This is a genomic window from Rhodococcus marinonascens NBRC 14363 (assembly GCF_001894885.1).
Classification (GTDB): Bacteria; Actinomycetota; Actinomycetes; order Mycobacteriales; family Mycobacteriaceae; genus Rhodococcus_F; species Rhodococcus_F marinonascens.
The window spans coordinates 24,726-44,978 of the sequence record NZ_BCXB01000031.1 but is presented as its reverse complement, the minus strand read 5'-3'; the positions used below and the strand labels follow the sequence as shown (position 1 = coordinate 44,978).

General features: G+C 65.5%; 18 protein-coding genes and 1 pseudogene. 15 read left to right on the top strand and 4 right to left on the bottom strand.

Annotated elements, in window-relative coordinates; translation table 11 throughout:
* Positions 1-551 (bottom strand): helix-turn-helix domain-containing protein (locus RM2_RS19025; protein ID WP_072691097.1); only part of this gene is annotated, 551 nt, incomplete at its 3' end.
* 83 nt (positions 552-634) lie between these two features.
* On the opposite strand from RM2_RS19025, the gene RM2_RS19020 reads away from it, so the two are divergent.
* The 7 genes from RM2_RS19020 (at position 635) to RM2_RS18985 (ending at position 6,427) form a co-directional block, all read left to right on the top strand.
* Positions 635-1,309 (top strand): AzlC family ABC transporter permease, encoded by a 675-nt coding sequence (locus RM2_RS19020; RefSeq protein WP_072691106.1) that lies wholly within the window; start codon positions 635-637, stop codon positions 1,307-1,309.
* Positions 1,306-1,629 (top strand): AzlD domain-containing protein, encoded by a 324-nt coding sequence (locus RM2_RS19015; protein WP_072691096.1) that lies wholly within the window; start codon positions 1,306-1,308, stop codon positions 1,627-1,629. Before RM2_RS19020 ends, RM2_RS19015 begins: the two co-directional genes overlap by 4 nt.
* Positions 1,630-1,645: 16 nt before the next feature.
* Positions 1,646-2,470 (top strand): MBL fold metallo-hydrolase, encoded by an 825-nt coding sequence (locus RM2_RS19010; protein ID WP_072691105.1) that lies wholly within the window; start codon positions 1,646-1,648, stop codon positions 2,468-2,470.
* Between the two features lie 195 nt (positions 2,471-2,665).
* The gene (locus RM2_RS19005; protein WP_072691095.1) at positions 2,666-2,839 is read left to right on the top strand and encodes an adenylate cyclase; all 174 of its coding nucleotides are present in this window, start codon (positions 2,666-2,668) and stop codon (positions 2,837-2,839) included.
* A 301-nt stretch (positions 2,840-3,140) separates the two neighbouring features.
* Positions 3,141-3,854, top strand: a complete 714-nt coding sequence (locus RM2_RS19000; protein WP_072691094.1) for a methyltransferase domain-containing protein — start codon at positions 3,141-3,143, stop codon at positions 3,852-3,854.
* Positions 3,855-3,892: 38 nt separating this feature from the next.
* Complete coding sequence (locus RM2_RS18995) at positions 3,893-4,513, top strand: TetR/AcrR family transcriptional regulator (protein WP_072691093.1); 621 nt, start codon at positions 3,893-3,895, stop codon at positions 4,511-4,513.
* Between the two features lie 528 nt (positions 4,514-5,041).
* Positions 5,042-6,427 carry an NAD(P)/FAD-dependent oxidoreductase gene (locus RM2_RS18985; RefSeq protein WP_072691092.1) on the top strand — a complete coding sequence of 462 codons (1,386 nt, stop codon included), beginning with the start codon at positions 5,042-5,044 and terminating at the stop codon, positions 6,425-6,427.
* Between the two features lie 27 nt (positions 6,428-6,454).
* On the opposite strand, the gene RM2_RS18980 is transcribed toward RM2_RS18985, so the two are convergent.
* The gene (locus RM2_RS18980) at positions 6,455-6,931 is read right to left on the bottom strand and encodes a PaaI family thioesterase (RefSeq protein WP_072691091.1); all 477 of its coding nucleotides are present in this window, start codon (positions 6,929-6,931) and stop codon (positions 6,455-6,457) included.
* 359 nt (positions 6,932-7,290) lie between these two features.
* Between RM2_RS18980 and RM2_RS18975 the strand changes: the two genes are divergently transcribed.
* The 6 genes from RM2_RS18975 to RM2_RS18950 all read left to right on the top strand — a co-directional run bounded on the left by RM2_RS18975 (position 7,291) and on the right by RM2_RS18950 (position 14,227).
* A complete protein-coding gene (locus RM2_RS18975) occupies positions 7,291-8,757 on the top strand; it encodes a FecCD family ABC transporter permease (protein WP_245814041.1) in 1,467 nt (488 codons plus the stop codon).
* Positions 8,754-9,860: a FecCD family ABC transporter permease gene (locus tag RM2_RS18970; protein ID WP_072691090.1), complete on the top strand. Its 1,107-nt coding sequence runs from the start codon at positions 8,754-8,756 to the stop codon at positions 9,858-9,860. Before RM2_RS18975 ends, RM2_RS18970 begins: the two co-directional genes overlap by 4 nt.
* Positions 9,857-10,720 (top strand): ABC transporter ATP-binding protein, encoded by an 864-nt coding sequence (locus RM2_RS18965; protein WP_072691089.1) that lies wholly within the window; start codon positions 9,857-9,859, stop codon positions 10,718-10,720. Before RM2_RS18970 ends, RM2_RS18965 begins: the two co-directional genes overlap by 4 nt.
* A 79-nt stretch (positions 10,721-10,799) precedes the next feature.
* Positions 10,800-11,213 (top strand): BlaI/MecI/CopY family transcriptional regulator, encoded by a 414-nt coding sequence (locus RM2_RS18960; RefSeq protein WP_072691088.1) that lies wholly within the window; start codon positions 10,800-10,802, stop codon positions 11,211-11,213.
* Between the two features lie 26 nt (positions 11,214-11,239).
* A complete protein-coding gene (locus RM2_RS18955; RefSeq protein ID WP_072691087.1) occupies positions 11,240-12,193 on the top strand; it encodes a M56 family metallopeptidase in 954 nt (317 codons plus the stop codon).
* Positions 12,194-12,418: 225 nt separating this feature from the next.
* Positions 12,419-14,227: a DEAD/DEAH box helicase gene (locus RM2_RS18950; RefSeq protein ID WP_072691086.1), complete on the top strand. Its 1,809-nt coding sequence runs from the start codon at positions 12,419-12,421 to the stop codon at positions 14,225-14,227.
* 194 nt (positions 14,228-14,421) lie between these two features.
* Here RM2_RS18950 and RM2_RS18945 read toward each other — a convergent pair whose 3' ends face one another.
* Positions 14,422-15,798: a YVTN family beta-propeller repeat protein gene (locus RM2_RS18945; RefSeq protein WP_169846763.1), complete on the bottom strand. Its 1,377-nt coding sequence runs from the start codon at positions 15,796-15,798 to the stop codon at positions 14,422-14,424.
* 660 nt (positions 15,799-16,458) lie between these two features.
* Here RM2_RS18945 and RM2_RS18940 point away from each other — a divergent pair.
* Positions 16,459-16,746 (top strand): annotated as a pseudogene (locus RM2_RS18940) (NAD(P)-binding domain-containing protein); the annotation flags it as partial.
* A gap of 50 nt (positions 16,747-16,796) precedes the next feature.
* Here RM2_RS18940 and RM2_RS18935 read toward each other — a convergent pair.
* Positions 16,797-18,149 (bottom strand): YVTN family beta-propeller repeat protein, encoded by a 1,353-nt coding sequence (locus RM2_RS18935; protein ID WP_072691084.1) that lies wholly within the window; start codon positions 18,147-18,149, stop codon positions 16,797-16,799.
* Positions 18,150-18,745: 596 nt separating this feature from the next.
* Here RM2_RS18935 and gnd point away from each other — a divergent pair.
* On the top strand, positions 18,746-20,197 hold the full coding sequence (gnd, locus tag RM2_RS18930; RefSeq protein ID WP_072691083.1) for an NADP-dependent phosphogluconate dehydrogenase: 1,452 nt from the start codon (positions 18,746-18,748) through the stop codon (positions 20,195-20,197).
* The last annotated feature ends 56 nt before the right edge of the window (positions 20,198-20,253 follow it).

The following is a 20,253-nucleotide window of genomic DNA, read 5'->3' as shown; positions in this document are numbered from 1 at the left end:
TTGTACTCAGATATCATGACGGCCCGCGTGCCAGGCTCGAGTGCCACGAACACATGTGCCATATCGCCGGGATATGCGATGTAGTCCCCAGGTGCCAGTTTGACAGGATCTCCGGCTACGCCCACGAGTGCGCGTCCGGCACTGAGAATGACGTGCTCGACCAGTCCTGGCATGTGCGGCTCGGACTCGCGGCCAGGTCCGGGTTCTGCCGCGATCCGATACACGTCTCGGCGCGCGGCCGGCGGGCAGGACGCGACCAGCGTCGCACGATAGTCGGACCGCTCAGACGTCAGTTCCGGACCCTCGTTCGCGCGGATCACCTGCACTCGTGGCCGGGGCGGATCCAGCAGTTGCGACATCGGCACGTCGAGTGCGACGCAAAGAGCCCACAGCGTCTCCACGCTCGGATTCCCTCCGCCCGACTCCAGCTGGGACAGAGTGGATTTTGCCACTCCCGCGCGGCGCGCGACCTCGGTCAGGGACAGGCCCGACCGATCGCGCTCGCGTCGAAGCGAGGGTCCGATGTATCCGAGCGGAGATTGACCTTCCATGACTCCCCATCCGATATGCGTTCATTATTTCAACCGTAGTGTTCGATTTGACGAACACAACCATTCTGTTCAGTATATGCGTCATGCGTTCGATATTTCGAACACTCGATTCCACCCTCCTGCGGAACATCGCACTGGTGTGCCTCGCCGACGGTCTCGTCGGCATCTCGTACGGCGCGATCGCGGTCGGTGCGGGTCTAGAACCCTGGTTGCCCACCGCCTTGTCTGTGCTGGTCCTCGCGGGTTCCGCCGAGTTCATGTTCGTGGGCATCGTCGCTGCGGGTGGAAGCTCAATTGCGGCAATGCTCGCCGGCCTCCTGGTGAACGCTCGTCATCTACCGTTCGGTCTGACAGTCGGTGACGTCCTGGATCGAGGATGGCGCCGTGTCCTCGGCAGTCACGTGATGAACGACGAGTCGGTAGTCTTCGCCCTCGGCCAAACGGATCGCGACCGCAGACGGGCCGCGTATTGGGCCTGTGGCGTCGGGATCGCCATTTGCTGGCCACTCGGTGCACTACTGGGCGCAGTGGCGGGAAACGCGATAGGCGATACCGGCGTATTCGGACTGGACGCCATGTTCCCCGCGGTGCTGCTCGCGCTGGTACTTCCCGCACTGCGCGATCGGGACGTCCGAGTGCCCGCACTCGTCGGCGGAGTCGTCGCCTTGGTCACCACACCCCTCCTGCCCGCCGGACTTCCGGTCCTCGCGGCTCTCCTTGGACTCCTGGTTCGTGTTCGGCGGAAGGTTCTGCAGTGAATCATCTTCTTGTCCTGATCGGAGCGGTCGGAATCCTCGCCGCGGGGACGTTCGCTTTTCGTTTCGCGGGACCGATACTCCGGCCCCGGATCGCAGCCAAGCCTTGGGTGGAGAAGCTCATGGCGACCTCAGCTGTTGTTCTCCTCACTGCGCTCGTAGGCACCGCGTCCCTCATGGAAGGTCACGGCCCAGCCGGCGTGGCACGTCCCGCCGGAGTGCTCGTCGCGGGAATACTTGCTTGGCGCAAAGCGCCTTTCGTCGTCGTTGTCCTCTCCGCCGCGGCGACAGCGGCAGGATTACGCCTACTGGGCGTGCCCTGAGGTGCATGATCGTGGGGTGTCATATCATCTTTGCGCCACGTGCGGTGTAGAACAGGACCCACACACCCCGCTTCCCGAGGATTGTGCGATCTGCGCGGACGAACGACAGTACATTCCGCTGGGCGGCCAGGTGTGGACGACCGTGGAGTCACTGTCCGGTCAGGGGCACCGTGTCGAGATACACGAAGTCGAGCGAGGGTTGTACGGACTGCACGTGGAACCGAAGTTCGCGATCGGCCAGCAGTCCCTTCTGGTCTGCACACCCCAAGGGTCGCTGCTGTGGGATCCGATCGGGTTCGTCGATGCAGCGGCGATAGATGCTGTCACATCGCATGGCCCGGTCATCGCGGTCGCAGCCAGCCACCCGCACATGTTCGGTGTGCAGACGCAGTGGTCGCGGGCGCTCGGCGACGCACCGATCCTGGTGGCGGACGCAGACCGTTCGTGGCTGGCGCGATCCGACGGCCCGGTCGTGTTCTGGTCCGGGACCCACGAGGTCACTCCCGGCCTGACTCTGCATCAGATCGGTGGCCATTTTCCGGGCAGCGCAGTGGCGCACTGGCGGGCCGGCGCCGATGGCCGGGGCTTGCTCCTCACCGGGGATGGCGTGTTTCCGAACCCGGACCACCGTACGGTGTCCTTTCTCCGCTCGTACCCGAACCGGCTGCCCCTGTCGGCGGCGGTGGTGAGACGCATCACGGACCGGTTGTCGAATCTCGAGTTCGACCGCATCATCGGCAACTTCGACAACATGATCGACTGCGGTGGACTCGAAGCACTCGAGTATTCGGCCGCACGCCACTGCGCGTGGGTGATCGGCAAGTTCGACCACTTGACGTGAGCGAACCACTATCGGCGCACCCCGGCCCATCAGAGCCGTGGTGCCCGATCCTCGATCGGGCAGTCTGCTGGCTCGGCGTGCTGCCGGACGATCAGATGGTTGTCGGTGCCCTTCGCGGTCGGGATCAAGTCGAAGCCGCTATCCTCCGTCCCAGAGTCTAAGTAGCGTTGCGCCGCAACTGAGGAGGTAGGTCGGATGGATCTGACAGCAATTGGTGTCGGTTTCGGCTACGTGGTCGTAGTCCTCACGATTCTTGTCGTGGTAGGCGGGCTGTCGGCACTGTTCGTGTTCTCGATCAAGTCGGACTTCATTCAACCGACGTCGACGGAATCGCCCTCGGCGAGGAAGAAGATCGACGAGGCGAGATAGCCGGCTACACAACGTGACGCGGGCAGTTCCCGCCCAGAGGTGCTGCCCGCTTCGCGCGCCGTGGGAGTTCCCACGATTCTGGATCGATTCCGCAGGGCGGATCCATAGGGGGCGATGGCGATGTTGTCGGCGGACCAGGGGCTAAAGCCAGTGGTGTCCATGGCGGCGTAGTCAGGGGCGGCGGCGCTGCGCGGTCAGCCCTCGGGTCCGCCCCGGCGATCAGGGTGTCGTAGGGCGCTGTGTGGTTCATGTGGTGTCTCCGGGTGCGCTTGACGAATGCGTATGACCCACGGTCATACTAATGACCGACGGTCAGTCGATCGACTTCATTCTCGCAGGAGGAACCGTGACTCAGCCCATACCCCACACGCCGGGCGCCCAGCCCGCCCCGAACCCTGACTTCGACTTCGACTGGGACGACATCTACCGCGGTGATGGCAGCGACACCGGCGACCCAGACCCACTCCTGCTCGCCCCGGTCGACGGCCTCACCCCAGGACTGGCCCTGGACCTGGGCTGCGGCGCCGGCGGCAACGCCCTAGCCCTCGCTGCACGCGGCTGGCGTGTCACCGGCGTAGACATCGCACCCCGCGCTATCGTCAGCACCCGCGCCACTGCCAGCGAACGCCACCTGTCGGACCTCGTCGACCTCGCCGTCGCAGACAGTGCCGCCTGGCAGCCCGAGACCACCTACGACTTCGTTCTCAGCTCCTACTCACTGCCACCCCGCGGCCCGGCACGCACCGCCACCCTGGCCGCAGCACTCGCTCCCGGTGCCGTCCTAGCCTTGGGAGAGTGGGACGAGGAAGCTTGCGACTGGGGCAAGGAGGACGATCTGGTCACTGTCGACGAGCTGACCGAAGCCTTCACCGGCCTCGGCCTCGAGATTGACCGCGCTGAGCGAACGCTGGTGCCCGTGCACCAACACCCGGGCCACGAGCAGGAGCGCGGCGAAGACCACGCAGTGATCGTGATCGCCCGCAGGCCGCATGGCACCCTGGAGGCCACGCTCTGACCGGCAGTCGGTCAGTCCCCCGTCAGTAAGGAGGGCCCGTGCCCACGGAGAGCTCGGCCCTCGCCCAGCCGTCCGGACGCTTCCAGCCCCCGGACGTCCGCCGCCGCCAGATCCTCGACGCGGTCGCCGGCCTGCTCCTTCAAGATGGCTACGAGGCCCTGACCATCAGCAAGGTTGCCGCTCGGGCAGGTGTCGCCAAGGGCACGGTCTACCTCTACTTCGACTCCAAGCACGAACTCCTGGCCGCCCTCCAAGCTGAGATGTGGGACCGCATGCTCCAACGGCCCGCCGCCCTGCTCCAGCAGCCGGAGCTGACCTGGACCGAACGGCTCGATGGACTCGTCGCCGCGTGGATCGCCGCGGAACAGGACCACCACGAGCTCTACCACCAGCTCTTCCACGAACTCGGCGGCGCAGCCAGTGAGGAACCCATGAGCGCCGCTCGCGACCTGCTCGTCACCATCCTCACCGAAGGCAACGCGGCCGGTGAGTTCGACGTGGCCGACCCCGAACTGACCGCCGACTTCCTCACCCACGCCTACGCCGGCCCCTGCCACCACCACTCCGGTGCCGACATCACCATGGACGTACAGGCCCTCTTCCGCCGCGTCGTCGCGGCGCCCCCCGCACACCGTGCACAGAGAGGCGCAGCACAGTGAGGCGCGACCATGCGCCTCACTCACCCCCGCCGCACGCCCGAGTGGCCCCCGGTCCGCTCCCTCTCGTCGTATACCGCGGCGGTGGAGCGGTACCTCACAAGCACCGCCATCCCCATGTCCTCCGCGCAGATCTACCGGGTCTCGCTGAGGACATGGGGATGGATGCCCACCGGCGAACCCGCGCCGACCGGACCCCTGGCCCGGGCGCGAAGCGGCTCGTCTTCCCTAGTGAAAGATGCGCTAAGAGCGCGCCGCAAGGGCCGATGAAGTGCTGTGGTTGAACGTGGAAGACCTGTACCCGCAGCCCGCTGTTTCTCACCGACCGCAAGACCCCGGTCGGAACGCCGATGCTCGACGTGTGCCCGGAGACCGGCAGGGCCCCTGCCCGGCGTCGTCGATGAACCTTCCGAACCTACTAGCCAGTCAATCGTCCTCTGGTGTCCGAGCTGGGACTATTCCGCCCTACTGAGCCGCCCGGAATTGGGGGACTACCGTGGCAGGGGTCGCCTATATTTCGAGGAGCCTGGAATGAGTAACCAGTCGGCTGAATCACGCCGCCACCGCGTCGTGGTCATTGGATCCGGCTTCGGTGGATTGTTCGGCACGCAAGCCCTCGAGAAGGCTGATGTCGAGATCACCATGATCGCGCGCACGACTCACCACCTGTTCCAGCCGTTGTTGTATCAGGTCGCCACCGGAATCCTTTCCGTCGGCGACATCGCTCCTGCCACTCGGCTCGTGCTGCGCAAACAGAAGAATACTCAGGTTCTGCTCGGCGATGTCCAGAAGATCGACCTCGAAGCCAAGACGGTCACCTCCCAGTTCCTGGAGCGGATCACGGTTACCCCGTACGACAGTCTGATCGTCGCGGCGGGCGCCGGGCAGTCCTACTTCGGTAACGACCACTTCTCCGAGTTCGCACCCGGAATGAAGACGGTCGACGACGCGCTGGAACTGCGAGGCCGCATTCTGGGTGCCTTCGAGCAGGCCGAGTTGTCCGACGATCCTGAGGAACGTGCGCGTCTGCTGACCTTCGTGGTGGTCGGCGCCGGGCCCACGGGTGTCGAACTGGCAGGGCAGATCGCGGAACTGTCTCATCGAACCCTCTCCGGGGCGTTCCGCAACATCGACCCGCGTGACGCTCGCGTGATTCTGCTTGACGGCGCGAACGACGTGCTGCCCGTCTACGGCGGCAAGTTGAGCCGAAAAGCAGCCGAACAGCTCGAGAAGCTCGGCACCGATATTCAACTCGGCGCCATGGTCGTCGATGTCGACGTCGACGGCCTCGTCGTGAAGGACAAGGACGGTACCGAACGTCGGATCGAGTCACAGTGCAAGGTGTGGTCGGCGGGCGTGCAGGCGAGCCCGCTGGGTAAGCAGATCGCCAACCAGTCCGAGGCCGAGGTAGACCGCGCTGGTCGATTGATGGTCAATCCCGACCTGTCGGTGCCAGGACACCCAGACGTCTTCGTAATCGGCGACATGATGTCGCTCGACAACTTGCCCGGTCTCGCTCAGGTCGCCATGCAAGGCGGCAAGTACGCGGCCAAGCAAATCAAAGCCGGACTACAGGGCCAGAAGCCGGAGGATCGCCCGCCGTTCAGATATTTCGACAAGGGCAGCATGGCCACGATTTCGCGGTTCAGTGCAGTCGCGAAGGTCGGCAAGCTCGAGATCAGCGGATTCGTCGGCTGGGTGGCATGGCTGGTGGTCCACCTCATGTACTTGGTGGGATTCCGGAGCAGGCTCTCCACCATTCTGTCGTGGACGGTCACGTTCCTCGGCCGCGGACGTGCTCAGATGGCGTCCACCGAGCAGTGGGTCTTCGCGCGAAACGCGATGGAGCAGTTGGAGCGGCACGAGCGCGAGCGAGAGACCTCCGCAAGCGAACCACAACGCAAAGCCGCTGGGTGACATCTCGTCACCGGTGACATCGGCGGCTCAGTTTCCGAGGCTGCCGGTGTCGGTGATGTTCGCAAGCCGGACCTGCCCCTTGGAGACCAGGCGGTCCTGTTCGTCGGTGATCCGGACCTCCCACAGTTGCTGGGTGCGTCCGCGGTGGATAGGGGTGGCCGCGGCGGTCATTCTTCCCTCGCGTACGGCACGCAGGAAGTCGGTATTGTTGTTGACCCCGACGACGTGTCCGCGACCCCCGAGCCACATCATCCCTGCCGTGCTGGCGACTGATTCGATGACGGAACAGTACACGCCGCCGTGTTGGATTCCGGCCGGTTGCCGATGGTCGGGAGTGACGGTCCACTGCGCCTGCACGCGGTCGGGACCCAATTCGGTGTACTCGAGTCCGATGAGGGCATCGAATCCCCTGTTCAGTTGTTCGGATACCTCGGCAGTATCGATCTGACCGTCATCGATCTGACCGTCGCCATTCGTGGCCTGCCGTTCGCCGGAACCCACCATCACACTCCCCATCGGATCGCAGTGCGCTCTGGCAGCGCACCCGATTACTTGCCTACACGACGCTCGATGCGGCGGCTACGGCGGGTGCGGCAAACCGATCGGCGGGCCGCACACCGTAGAGCGTGCGGCCCGCCGTGGGAAGGACCGGGAGTCTCTGCAGCCCTCAGGACTCCGGTGCGGTCCGGTAGTTCGGTTCTTCGGCGTGTCGCCCGACTACTCGACTCGCCCACAGCGATTATAGGCAAGGCTGCCCTAATGATGCAACTAGGTGCGGGGCGAGGGATAGGGTTCCGTAACCTAAGTGGGTGAATCGGCGCCAGTTCGCTTTACACGCAGACATGTCAGGAGCTTTTCCACCAGTGACGACGAGACAGTTCGGCAGTGACATCCCGCACCTGTCGACCGACGAACCGTACGGAAAAAGTGACGTTCCGCGCGGTCCCGCCTCGCTGTATTTGCGCGCCCTCGCGGCGCTACTCGACCTCGGGATCGTGGCGATCCCTCTTGTCCTCGGCTGGTACACCCTCGATGCGCTCAGTGACGCCAACGGCGGCGGGCAGGCCGACCGCATCGTCTTCGGCTGTACCGCCGCCGCGATTGCGGTGGCCCTCGCCGTGTGGAACCAGGGTTTCCGTGAAGGCAACACCGGGCAGAGTTCCGGCAAGGGCTGGGTCGGCCTTGTCACCCGCGACACCCACACACACGATGCGATCGGACCGAAGCGCGCGCTGGCGCGGGTATTGCAGCGTTCCGGAACCGAGGTTGTCCGCGAGAGCACGGCGAGGGACGAAGGATTCACCGTCCTCGCGAAGGACGTATCGGTCGCGGCGATCCGTCGTCGCAGACTTGTCGGTCTGGGTGTCCTGGTGATTTTGCTCGTCCTGGTTCTACTCGCGAGCGTCGCGATCGGGGCGCGCCCGTTGTCCTTCGCGGAGATCTTCCACGCTCTGTTCGACGCGGACGGATCCCAGGCCGACATCATCGTGCACACACTGCGCGCTCCGCGCACCGCGCTGGGACTCATCGTGGGCATCGCGCTCGGTGTGGCCGGTGCCCTGATCCAGGGGCACACCCGCAATCCACTTGCCGATGCGGGGCTTCTCGGTCTCAGTGCCGGTGCCGCATTCCTCGTTGTGCTGTCGATGTATTTGTTCGGCTTCACCGCGCCCAGTGAGTACCTGTGGTTCGCATTCGCCGGGACGTTCGCCGCGAGTGTGATCGTGTTCGGGCTGTCGTCGATCGGCAACGGTGGGGCAAGTCCGCTGAGTCTGGCACTGGCCGGCGCCGCCGTCGCGTTCTTCCTGCAGGCGATGACGAACGCGGTCATCATCATCGACCAGGCCAGCCTGGACTCCTTCCGTTTCTGGGTGGTCGGTTCGGTGGCCGGACGTGGGTTCGACGTGCTGTGGCAAGTGCTGCCGTTCCTGATCTTCGGGTTGATCCTCGCTCTGGTCAGCACACCCGGACTGAACGTCCTCAGCCTCGGTGAGGACGTGGCCCGGTCGCTCGGTACCAACATTGCGGCCAGTCGCGCCCTTGGCATCCTCGCCATCACGCTGCTGATCGGTGCGGCCACCGCGGCCTGCGGGCCGATCGCCTTCATCGGCCTGGTGGTCCCGCACGTGGCGCGGGCGATCACCGGTTCCGACTACCGCTGGCTCGTCCCCTACGCAGGACTCCTCGGCGGCACCATGCTCGTCACCGCAGACGTCCTCGGCCGCGTCGTCGTCCGACCGGGCGAGCTGCAGGTGGGCATCGTGCTGGCAGTCTTCGGCGCACCGTTCTTCATCGCGTTGGTTCGGCGCAGGAAGTTGGCAAGGCTGTGAGTGTCAAAGACGAGTTGCGCAGCGACGCCGGCGCAACGTTGCCGTCCCGGGTCCCCGCCCGCCCGGCATTCCGACTCGGGCCGATCTCCCTCGTTCTCCGGCCTCTCGGTATCGCCGTGAACGTCGCGCTGCTGGTGACGCTTTTTCTCCTGCTCTGCCTGCACATCGGCCGCGGCGACTACCCGATGTCCATCCCCGAGGTCACGAGAGTGCTGTTTGGTGGCGGTACAAGAGCCCAGAACTTCATCGTCATCGACCTTCGCCTGCCGAGGGCGCTGACCGGCGCGTTCATCGGCATGGCCCTGGGCCTGGCCGGTGCCATCACACAGTCGATCGCTCGGAACGCCTTGGCGAGCCCCGACATCCTCGGCATCACCTCGGGTGCGAGCGCCGCCGCGGTCGCACTGATCGTCCTCGGCGGCGGTGGATCCTTCGTCGGCCTTCTGGCAACCTTGGGTATACCCCTGGCCGCGCTGTGCGGTGCACTACTCACCGCCACCATCATCTACCTGTTCGCGTGGCGTGGCGGTGTCGAGGGCTACCGGTTGATCCTGATCGGCATCGGGATCAACGCCATGCTGATCGCGGTCACCGGGTGGTTGCTCATCTCGGCCGACATCAACGACGCTTCCCGTGCCCAGGTCTGGCTCAACGGCTCCCTCAATGGTGCGTCGTGGAGCCAGGTGTGGCCGGTGACGGTAGCCGTCGTACTGATCGGTGGGTACGCCGTCGGCTGCTCATTCACAATGGGGGCGCTCAGACTCGGCGACGACAACGCCGTGTCGCTGGGTGTCCGACTGCAGTGGTCGCAGGCACGTCTTCTGCTGATGTCCGTGACCCTGGCCGGTATCGCGACCGCGGCGGCGGGTCCGATCGGTTTCGTCGCGCTCGCCGCACCCCAGGTCGCTCTGAGGTTGGTGCGCGCCGCCGGACCCCCACTGATCGCGTCGGCGCTGACGGGTGCCGTGCTCGTGGTGGGCAGCGACGTGGTGGCCCGCACGATCCTGCCGGTCGAACTTCCCGTCGGCATCGTCACCTCGGCCCTCGGTGGCCCATTCCTGATGTACCTGCTGGTTCGCAACAATCGGAAGGTCTCAGCATGACCGCGCAGCCTGACGCTCGACTGATCGCCGAAGGCCTGAGCCTCGGATACGGCGACCGCATTGTCGTCGACAACCTCGATCTACAGGTCGAGACAGGGGTGATCACCACCGTGATCGGCCCCAATGGGTGCGGTAAGTCGACCCTGCTGCGCGCGCTGGGCAGGCTTCTGAAGCCGCGGAACGGTTCGGTGCTGCTCGACGGCAAGGCCATCGGGTCGATGCGCACCAAGGACGTTGCTCGCACCCTGGGCGTGCTCCCCCAGGCGCCGCTCGCACCCGAGGGCCTGACGGTTGCCGACCTGGTCGCGCGCGGCCGGCATCCACATCAGTCGTGGATCCGGCAGTGGTCGTCCGACGACGAGGGCGAGGTCGCCGAGGCGCTCGCGTTGACCGGTGTGTCCGACCTCGCGGATCGCCCGGTCGACCAGTTGTCCGGCGGTCAGCGCCAGCGCGCCTGGATTTCGATGGCGCTCGCGCAGGGAACCGACATCCTCCTGCTCGACGAGCCCACGACCTACCTGGACCTGGCGCACTCGATCGAAGTTCTGGACCTCGTGGACCGGATGCACGAGGAGATGGGCCGCACCGTGGTCATGGTGCTCCACGACCTCAACCTCGCGATCCGATACAGCGACCGGCTGATCGTGATGCGGGACGGCACGGTCGTCGCGGCGGGTGCACCGAAGGACATCATCTCCGCCGAACTGCTCCTCGATGTGTTCGGCCTCGAGGCCGCGGTGATCGCCGACCCGGTGTCCGATCGTCCGCTGGTGGTACCGATCGGGACGCGCCACGTGTACGGCGCGGTGGGTGGCCCGGCCGCTGCTGCTCGAAACTCGTCAAGCGTATCGAAACTATGACCATTACCACACGCTGTATCGAGGGTCTACTACGCCCCATTGGCGCATATCCCGGACGTGGTAGCCGTAGAATTGGAACATGGCTGGTCTCGGGGAACTCGAACGCGCGGTGATGGATCACCTGTGGTCCACATCAGAGCCGCAGACGGTGCGGCAGGTGCACGAGGAACTGGCCACGCGACGTGACCTCGCGTACACGACTGTCATGACAGTGCTGCAGCGACTGGCCAAGAAGCACCTCGTCATTCAGCAGCGCGACGATCGTGCGCACCGATACCTGCCGGTGCACCAGCGTGAAGAACTCGTCGCGAGCCTCATGGTCGACGCGCTGCAACAGGCCGACAAGTCAAGCAGCCGCGCTGCCGCACTTGTTCACTTCGTGGGCCAGGTCGGTGCCGACGAGGCCGACGCACTCCGCGAGGCTCTCGCCGCACTCGAGACCAAGGAACGATCCGCCAGCGGTGACCAGTCGGGAACCGCGCGCGCGGTCTGACCTTCGTCATGCATGATGAGTAGGATATGCACGCCACCGCCGCGCTGGTATTCGGAGTACTCGCACTCGTCCTCGCAGGGCCCGTCCCTGCGCTGCTGAGTCGTGCCCGATGGCCACACCGAGCACCTCGCGCAGCACTCGTGCTGTGGCAGGCAATCGCCCTGGCCGCCGTGCTGTCCGCTTTCGGTTCAGGGCTCGCGATCGCCAGCCAACTCCTCGTCCCCGGTCCGGACGGCCGCCCAACCACCGCGCCGGTCGAGGAGATCGACGCCCTCGGCCTGCCCCTGTGGGTCCTCTACATGGTGGTGCTCGCTCTCACGCTGATGGTGGGTGCGAAACTGATCTTCGCCGTGGTGCAGGTGGGTGTTCGAACGAGACGTCGGCGCGCCAGGCACCGCACGCTCGTCGATCTCCTCGACCGCTGCGACACGACGTCTCCGCTCGCACGCGCACCTGATTTGAGGGTCCTCGACGTCACTGAGCCGATCGCCTATTGCCTACCCGGCCTGCGGCAGCGGGTCGTGCTGAGTCAAGGCACGTTCGCCAAGCTCGAAGACGTCGAGATCACCGCGATCCTCACCCACGAACGTTCACATCTGCGCGCCCGCCATGACCTAGTGCTCGAGGCCTTCACCGCCGTCAACGCCGCCTTCCCGAACGTGGTGCGCAGCAAGTCGGCGCTCGGGTCGGTGCAGTTGCTCGTCGAGATGCTGGCCGACGATTCCGCCGTCCGCGCCACCGGGCGGACTGCGCTCGCGCGGGCGCTCGTCGCCTGCTCGGGGTCACTTGCGCCGAAGGGTGCGATGGCCGCGGGTGGCCCCGACACGCTGCTGCGGGTGCAGCGACTGTCCTCAACGGAAGCGGGAGCGCCCGTCGCCCTGGCCGCGTACTCGGCGTCCGTCGCCATCCTTGTCGTCCCGACCATCGCCGTCGCCGTCCCCTGGCTCACCGAACTGAGTCGGTTGTTCCACGCCGCATAGTCACGCAGGTCACAGCCCAGCCGATTCGATCACCGGGCGCCCAGTCGAGTACACTACTTGACGGTCGCCCCGGCGGCCCATCAACACTGAAACGGCACACAGCCCAATTCCCCGCACTTGCGCGAATGGATTGACCAGGTGACATGTGCCCTGGCTCGTCCCATTGTGCGTGCTGCATGACAGCCCCCGCTCCGCGACGCGCCCTATGCCCGGAGAGGTACCCGCGTGACTAACGCTGTCCAGATTTCGTCTGCCCCACAAGAGCAGGCTGACGTCGAAACCCCAGATCAGAGCGCCACTGAAGCCGACACGGCCACCGTGACGTTTGCCGAGATCGGCCTGCCCGCACCACTGGTGGAGGCCCTCGCCCGCAACTCCATCACCACCCCGTCGCCGATTCAGGCGCAGTCCGTTCCAGATGCGCTCGCCGGCACCAACGTCCTCGGCCGCGCACAGACCGGATCTGGAAAGACCCTGGCCTTCGGCCTGCCGATGCTCGCCCGCCTCGCCCGCCACGAAGACCGGCCCGCACCCAAGCGTCCCCGGGCGCTGGTGCTCGTCCCCACCCGTGAACTTGCGTTCCAGGTGGTCGACTCCCTCTCGTCCTACGCCGGCGCGCTCGGACTGACCGTCCGGCCCGCCGTCGGCGGCACCCCGTTCACCAAGCAGGTGGACCAGCTGCGTCGCGGCGTCGACATCCTCGTCGCCACCCCGGGGCGTCTCAGCGATCACCTGCGTCAGGCCACCTGCGTCCTCGATTCCATCGAGATCACCGCCCTCGACGAGGCCGATCAGATGGCTGACATGGGCTTCCTGCCAGAGGTGCGATCCATCCTTGGCGAGACGCCGGCCGACGGACAGCGACTGCTGTTCTCAGCCACCCTGGACCGTGAGGTGCAGTCGCTGGTCCGCCAATTCCTGCCCGACCACGTTAAGCACTCCACCGAGGACGGTCGCGCCAGCGTCGACACCATGGAGCATTACGTGCTGCTCGTCGACCGTGGGCAGAAGGACAATGTACTGGCCGAAATCGGTGCCCGTGACGGCCGTACCATCATGTTCGCCCGGACCAAACTCGGGTGCGAGGGGATCACCGACCGCCTGCGCGCGGTGGGCATCGCCGCCGAGTCCCTGCACGGCGGCAAGGCACAGAACCAGCGCACCCGGGTCCTCGAACGCTTCAAGAACGGCCGCACCCCCGTGCTCGTCGCGACCGACGTCGCCGCGCGCGGAATCCACGTCGACGGGATCGACCTGGTCGTGCACGTCGATCCGCCCGCCGACCACAAGGACTACCTCCACCGCGCAGGCCGCACCGCGCGGGCCGGCGAGAAGGGCACGGTCGTCGCGATCGTGCTCCCCAACCAGAAGCGCACGTTCAAGCGCCTGACCGGGATGGCAGGCGTCGACGCCGCCGCCGTGCCCGTCACTCCCGGTTCGGAGAAGCTGGCCAGCATCACCGGTGCCAAGGCGCCCAGCGGAGAACCTGTGCGCGAAACCTTCCCCGACCGTGGCGGCGATCGCAAGTTCGGCAACCGCGGACCCCGCCGCGAAGGCGGATACGGTGGCCGGGACGGCGGTGGAGGCTACCGGGGCACCCGCAGCTACGGCGACCGCCCCTCGGGCAACCGCAGCTTCGAGAACCGCGGCTCCGAGGGCCGCGGACCCCGCCGCGACCAGTCCGACAACCGGTCCGGCGGCTACCGGGGCGATCGTCCTCAGCGCAGCGGTGACAACCGTGGCGGCAGCTACCGTGGGGACCGTGACGTGCGCCCGGCGGGCGATAGTGCGCCGCGCCGCGACTACGGTGACCGCGGTGACAGTCATCGAGGCACCGGAGAGCGCAGCTTCGACCGCAGCGCTCCGCGCCGTGACTCGGGCGACAGCCGTGGTGGCGGCTTCCGCCGCGACGGCCATCGCCCCACCTCCACATCGGATCGGCGTCCCGCGTCGACCGGAGGTGGATTCCGCAGCCGCACGGACCGTCGTTCGTACGACGGGTTCGACGGCCCCCAGCGTGAGCGTCACAGCTGACCTCCAGGTAGTCGGCACAACCGACCTTCGAAACGCCTGAAGTGGGGGCCCGGCCATCGCACATGCGAGGGCCGGGCCCTCATATCTGTCTTTCTCCAACGATCACCGCACCTGCCCCGCCCCTACCGGAAGTGGTCGGGCAGGCATGTGCCCAGGGTGGCGAGGCCCTGCTCGGGCACGACGGAGCCGCTATCTCAGGATCCGAAGATGCTGTCGGCCGATCCGCTACTACCAGGCCCAGGCCCAGGCCCTGGGACGCCGCCGCCATCGTCGGTGACCGTGATCGTGCCCACCTCAGCGGTCGAGCCGAGATGGCCCTGCGTTCCGCTGTAGACCGCCGTGATGCGGTGATCGCCCGCCTCGGCGAATGCATGTGACAGCGTTGCCTTACCGTCGGCTACCAGCACCGGGTCCTCGATCGGGGTCGTGTCATCCAAGAACTGCACGGTGCCACCGTCGGGGGTCGGGGAGACCGTCGCGGTCAGATCCACCGCAACGCCTTTCACCGCGGACGCAGGCAGGGTCAGCACAGTCGTGGTCTCCGCGTCCGGGACGGCCGCGGCGATGTCGATCACCGACACCGAATTGTCATCAGAGTTGGTGACGTAGGCGTGGGACCCATCCGGGGTGACCGCCACCTCGTACGGGCCATTCCCGACCGGGACGGTCGCGACCACAGCGTTGGCGGCAGTGTCGATCACCGACACCGAATTGTCCGTCTTGTTCGTGACCAGGGCGTGGGACCCATCCGGGGTGACGGCCACACCCATCGGGCCGACCCCGACTGGGACGGTCGCGACCACAGCGTTGGAGGCGGTGTCGATCACCGACACAAATTGATCAAAAGTGTTGACGACGTAGACGTGGGACCCGTCCGGGGTCACCGCCACCCCATACGGACCGACCCCGACCGGGACGGTCGCGACCACAGCGTTGGAGGCGGTGTCGATCACCGACACCGTATCGTTGTAGGAGTTGGTGACGTAGGCGTGGGACCCGTCCGGGACGACCACCACCCCATATGCCAAGAACCCGACCGATACGGTCGCGACCACAGCGTTGGAGGCGGTGTCGATCACCGACACGTTACTGCTAAAGGTGTTGGTGACGTAGACGTGGGACCCGTCCGGGGTCACCGCCACCCCATACGGAAGACTCCCGACCGGGACGGTCGCGGCCACGGTGTTAGTGGCGGTGTCGATCACCGATACGTGTCCGCCGAAAGTGTTGACGACGTAGGCGTGTGACCCGTCCGGGGTCACCGCCACCCCTTGGGGGACATCCTCGACGGGGATGGTCGCGACCACAGCGTTGGTGGCGGTGTCGATCACCGACACACTGTTGCCATAAGCATTGGTGACGTAGGCGTGGGACCCGTCCGGGGCAACCGACAATCCGATCGGGGTGTTCCCGACAGGGACCGTGGCGATGACGGCATCTGCTGCCGCGGTCGCGGCCCCCATTCCGGCCATACCAACCACCATCGCGACGGTGGCTGTCAACCCGAACAAGAGACGCCCGGCGCTCCCCCGGGTCCCGAAATTGCATCGAAAACTACTCTGCCGATTCACATTTGTCTCCTGCCGCAAAGGAACAACCAGGTTGTCCCGGATCTCGTGGAAGCTGGGTCGGCGGTCCCTCACCTCGAGTCGTGCCGCACGGGAAGTGTCGTGTGCCAGCCCAAAGACGCACCAACAGCAAGGGGACCGCCACGAAACAGACGTCGGCTGAAAGTGATCTAGAAGTGGTCGTTCGGACCACAACGCGAATATGCCTGCCGCACTACCCAGCTGCGGCTGCGCACCATCGACGTCCACAACATCTCATCCGTCTGATCGATCACAGTGGTTCCATCAATCACAGTGGTTCCTCTGTCCCTCAGGAGCTGTTAGGGGCCTCCCACGCTTCATTCGCTAGTGTGTACCTTTGACCGGAAATATTGTCAATGGTCAATGCCGGTCTCCATGGATTGCCGTCGGACCTGATGATTCCGCATCGGATACACAATCTCGGCACCGATCGTTGCGGCGGCACCCGGGGTGTTCGTTATCGGAGTGGAGATCGAGCGCGGCAGTATCTCCGGTAATAGCTCTATGATCTGCGCTGACGCCGACCCCCCGACAGCAGGGCGTGCATCGGCGCGGCACCCCGAAGACCTCGGCGATAACCTTGCTGGAGGTCTATCCAGCCGCCGATTTCGCCACCGCCGAGTGAGAAGGAATGCTGTATCTATGACTATCGACAACACCGAGGGCGCCCGCGCCCAGATCGGCGTCACCGGACTGGCCGTCATGGGCTCGAACATTGCCCGAAATCTCGCCCGGCACGGTCACACGGTCGCTCTGCACAACCGCAGCGTCGCGAAGACCGATGCCCTCCTTGCCGATTACGGCAAGGACGGCGACTTCGTGCGTACGGAGACCATCGAGGAGTTCGTGGGCGCCCTACAGAAGCCGCGCCGCGTGCTGATCATGGTCAAGGCCGGCGATCCCACCGACGCCGTCATCGCTGAGTTCGCAGCGATCGATACACCGGAATCCGAAACCGCGTACTGGGCGAGTTGCAGAAATCAGGATCCGAAGACGCCGCCGGCTGATCCGGTGCCGCCGCCATCGTCTGTGACGACGACGGTAGTGACTTGACTGGTCGATCCGAGAAAGCCGTCAGTTCCGCTGTAGACCGCGGTAATTGGGTGATCGCCCGCCTCGGTGAAGGTATGTGACAGTGTCGCCCTACCATTGGTCACCGGCACCGGGTCCCCGATGAGAATCACGCCATCGAAGAACTGTACTGTGCCACTGGACGGGGTCGAGGAGACCATCGCATTGAGGTCCACTGCAACGCCCTTCACAGCAGACGTGGGCGGGGACAGTCTCGTCGTGGTCTCGACATCGGGCTCCTTGGTTATTTCGATCACTGACACTGTGTTGTCGTCATAGTTGGTGACGTAGGCGCGGGACCCGTCCGGGGTCACCGCCACGTCGTGCGGGCTTGCCCCGACCTGCACCGTTTCGACCACAGCATTGGTGGCAGTGTCGATCACCGACACCGAATTGTCCTTCGAGTTGGTGACGTAGGCGCGGGACCCGTCCGGGGTCGCCGCCACGGCATACGGGCTTGCCTCGACCTGCACCGTTTCGACCACAGCATTGGTGGCAGTGTCGATCACCGACACCGAATTGCCCTTCGAGTTGGTGACGTAGGCGAACTTCCCGTTCGGGGTCACCGCCACGTCGTGCGGGCTTGCCCCGACCTGCACCGTTTCGACCACAGCATTGGTGGCAGTGTCGATGACCGACACCGAATTGTCCTTCGAGTTGGTGACGTAGGCGCGGGACCCGTCCGGGGTCAACACCACCCCTTGGGGGCGGCCCCCGACCGGGAAGGTTGTGGCCACGATGTTGTCGGCGGTGCCGATCACATACACTTCATTGCTGAAATTGTTGGTGACGTAGACGAAGTTTCCGTCGGGGGTCACCGCCACCCCTTCGGGGATGATCCCGGCAGGGACGGTCGTGACCACCGTGTTGTCGGCGGTGTCGATGACCGACACCTCACCGAGAAGACCGCTGAAAGCGTTGGCGACGTAGACGCGGGATCCGTCGGGGGTCACAGCCACCCCTTGGGGGGTGGTCCCGACAGGGACGGTCGCGATCACAATGTTGCTCGCAGTGTCGATCACCGACACCCTATTGCTCTTCGAGTCGGTGACGTAGGCGCGGGACCCATCCGGGGTCACCGCCACCCCCTCCGGGGCGTCCCCGACCAGGACGGTGCCGATGACGGTGTCTGCCGCCGCAGTCACCGCTCCCACTCCGACGGTTCCCACCGCCATCGCGACGACGGCAGCCAACACGAACAAAAGGCGGCGGGTACAACGCCAGACCTCGAGGAAACCGCGGAAACCGCTGTGCCAATTCATATTTCTCCCTACTCGATGGAACAGCGAGGTGATCCCGGCTCTCGTGGAAGTTGAGGCAGCGGACTCCCGCTCGATTCCTGACGCGGGATAGGTGCCGAGCGTCCTCGACACCAACAGCAAGTGAGCCATTGCGACGCGACCGTTCTTGCCCAACTGCCCGGCTGTACCTGATTCACGTCCACAACATCTCATCCGTCTGATCGATCACAGTGGTTCCATCAATCACAGTGGTTCCTCTGTCCCTCAGGAGCTGTTAGGGGCCTCCCACGCTTCATTCGCTAGTGTGTACCTTTGACCGGAAATATTGTCAATGGTCAATGCCGGTCTCCATGGATTGCCGTCGGACCTGATGATTCCGCATCGGATACACAATCTCGGCACCGATCGTTGCGGCGGCACCCGGGGTGTTCGTTATCGGAGTGAAGATCGAGCGCGGCAGTATCTCCGGTAATAGCTCTATGATCTGCGCTGACGCCGACCCCCCGACAGCAGGGCGTGCATCGGCGCGGCACCCCGAAGACCTCGGCGATAACCTTGCTGGAGGTCTATCCAGCCGCCGATTTCGCCACCGCCGAGTGAGAAGGAATGCTGTATCTATGACTATCGACAACACCGAGGGCGCCCGCGCCCAGATCGGCGTCACCGGACTGGCCGTCATGGGCTCGAACATTGCCCGAAATCTCGCCCGGCACGGTCACACGGTCGCTCTGCACAACCGCAGCGTCGCGAAGACCGATGCCCTCCTTGCCGATTACGGCAAGGACGGCGACTTCGTGCGTACGGAGACCATCGAGGAGTTCGTGGGCGCCCTACAGAAGCCGCGCCGCGTGCTGATCATGGTCAAGGCCGGCGATCCCACCGACGCCGTCATCGAGGAGCTCGCCGCCGCGATGGAGTCCGGCGACATCATCATCGACGGCGGCAATGCCCTGTTCACCGATACGATCCGCCGCGAGGCCGCCCTCCGCGAGCGGGGTCTGCACTTCGTCGGGGCCGGTATTTCCGGTGGTGAGGAAGGCGCGCTGAACGGACCGTCGATCATGCCGGGTGGACCCAAGGAGTCCTACGAGGCGCTCGGCCCGCTGCTCGAATCGATTGCCGCGCAGGTCGACGGCACCCCGTGCTGCACGCACATCGGCCCCGACGGTTCCGGTCACTTCGTGAAGATGGTCCACAACGGCATCGAGTACGCCGACATGCAGCTGATCGGCGAGGCGTACAACCTGTTCCGTGACGCCCTCGGCTACGACGCCGACAAGATCGCCGAGGTGTTCACCGAGTGGAATTCCGGGGATCTGGAGAGCTACCTCGTCGAGATCACCGCACAGGTACTGAAGCAGAAGGACGCGAAGACCGGCAAGGCGCTGGTCGACGTGATCGTTGACGCCGCCGAGCAGAAGGGCACGGGCCGCTGGACCGTCAAGTCCGCGCTCGACCTCGGGGTACCGGTCACCGGCATCGCCGAGGCCGTGTTCGCCCGCGCCCTGTCCGGTTCACGTGAACAGCGCAAGGCCGCGGTCGGCCTCGCATCCGGTCGGCTCGCCGACAAGCCGGCGGACGCCGCGCAGTTCACCGAGGACATCCGCCAGGCGCTGTACGCGTCGAAGGTTGTGGCCTACGCACAGGGATTCGACCAGATCGCGGCGGGCAGTGCCGAGTACGACTGGGATCTGCACCCGGCCGACCTCGCGACCATCTGGCGTGGCGGCTGCATCATCCGGGCACGCTTCCTCAACCGCATCAAGGACGCGTACGACGAGAACCCGAAACTGCCGAGCCTCATCCTGGCGCCGTACTTCCGGGAGGCGATCGAGACGGCCATCGATAGCTGGCGCCGTGTGGTGTCCACCGCCACCCTGCTCGGTATCCCGGTGCCGGCATTCGCGTCCTCGCTGTCGTACTACGACGCCCTGCGCGCAGAGCGACTGCCCGCGGCCCTGACCCAGGGGCAGCGGGACTTCTTCGGCGCCCACACGTACGAGCGGGTCGACGTCGAGGGCAAGTTCCACACACTGTGGAGTGGTGACCGCAGCGAAGTGCAGGCCTGAGACTAGGCACTCACCACCTCCGGTACCTCGTGCCCAGGCCGTGACGCGCACCATGT

What these genes read in the sequence shown, in the direction of transcription:
- RM2_RS19020 (WP_072691106.1), top strand. Translation starts at nt 635, where the DNA reads ATGCGTTCGATATTTCGAACACTCGATTCCACCCTCCTGCGGAACATC.
- RM2_RS19005 (WP_072691095.1), top strand. Translation starts at nt 2,666, where the DNA reads ATGGATCTGACAGCAATTGGTGTCGGTTTCGGCTACGTGGTCGTAGTC.
- RM2_RS19000 (WP_072691094.1), top strand. Translation starts at nt 3,141, where the DNA reads ATGACCGACGGTCAGTCGATCGACTTCATTCTCGCAGGAGGAACCGTG.
- RM2_RS18985 (WP_072691092.1), top strand. Translation starts at nt 5,042, where the DNA reads ATGAGTAACCAGTCGGCTGAATCACGCCGCCACCGCGTCGTGGTCATT.
- RM2_RS18980 (WP_072691091.1), bottom strand. Translation starts at nt 6,931, where the DNA reads ATGGTGGGTTCCGGCGAACGGCAGGCCACGAATGGCGACGGTCAGATC.
- RM2_RS18965 (WP_072691089.1), top strand. Translation starts at nt 9,857, where the DNA reads ATGACCGCGCAGCCTGACGCTCGACTGATCGCCGAAGGCCTGAGCCTC.
- RM2_RS18960 (WP_072691088.1), top strand. Translation starts at nt 10,800, where the DNA reads ATGGCTGGTCTCGGGGAACTCGAACGCGCGGTGATGGATCACCTGTGG.
- RM2_RS18955 (WP_072691087.1), top strand. Translation starts at nt 11,240, where the DNA reads ATGCACGCCACCGCCGCGCTGGTATTCGGAGTACTCGCACTCGTCCTC.
- RM2_RS18935 (WP_072691084.1), bottom strand. Translation starts at nt 18,149, where the DNA reads ATGAATTGGCACAGCGGTTTCCGCGGTTTCCTCGAGGTCTGGCGTTGT.
- gnd (WP_072691083.1), top strand. Translation starts at nt 18,746, where the DNA reads ATGACTATCGACAACACCGAGGGCGCCCGCGCCCAGATCGGCGTCACC.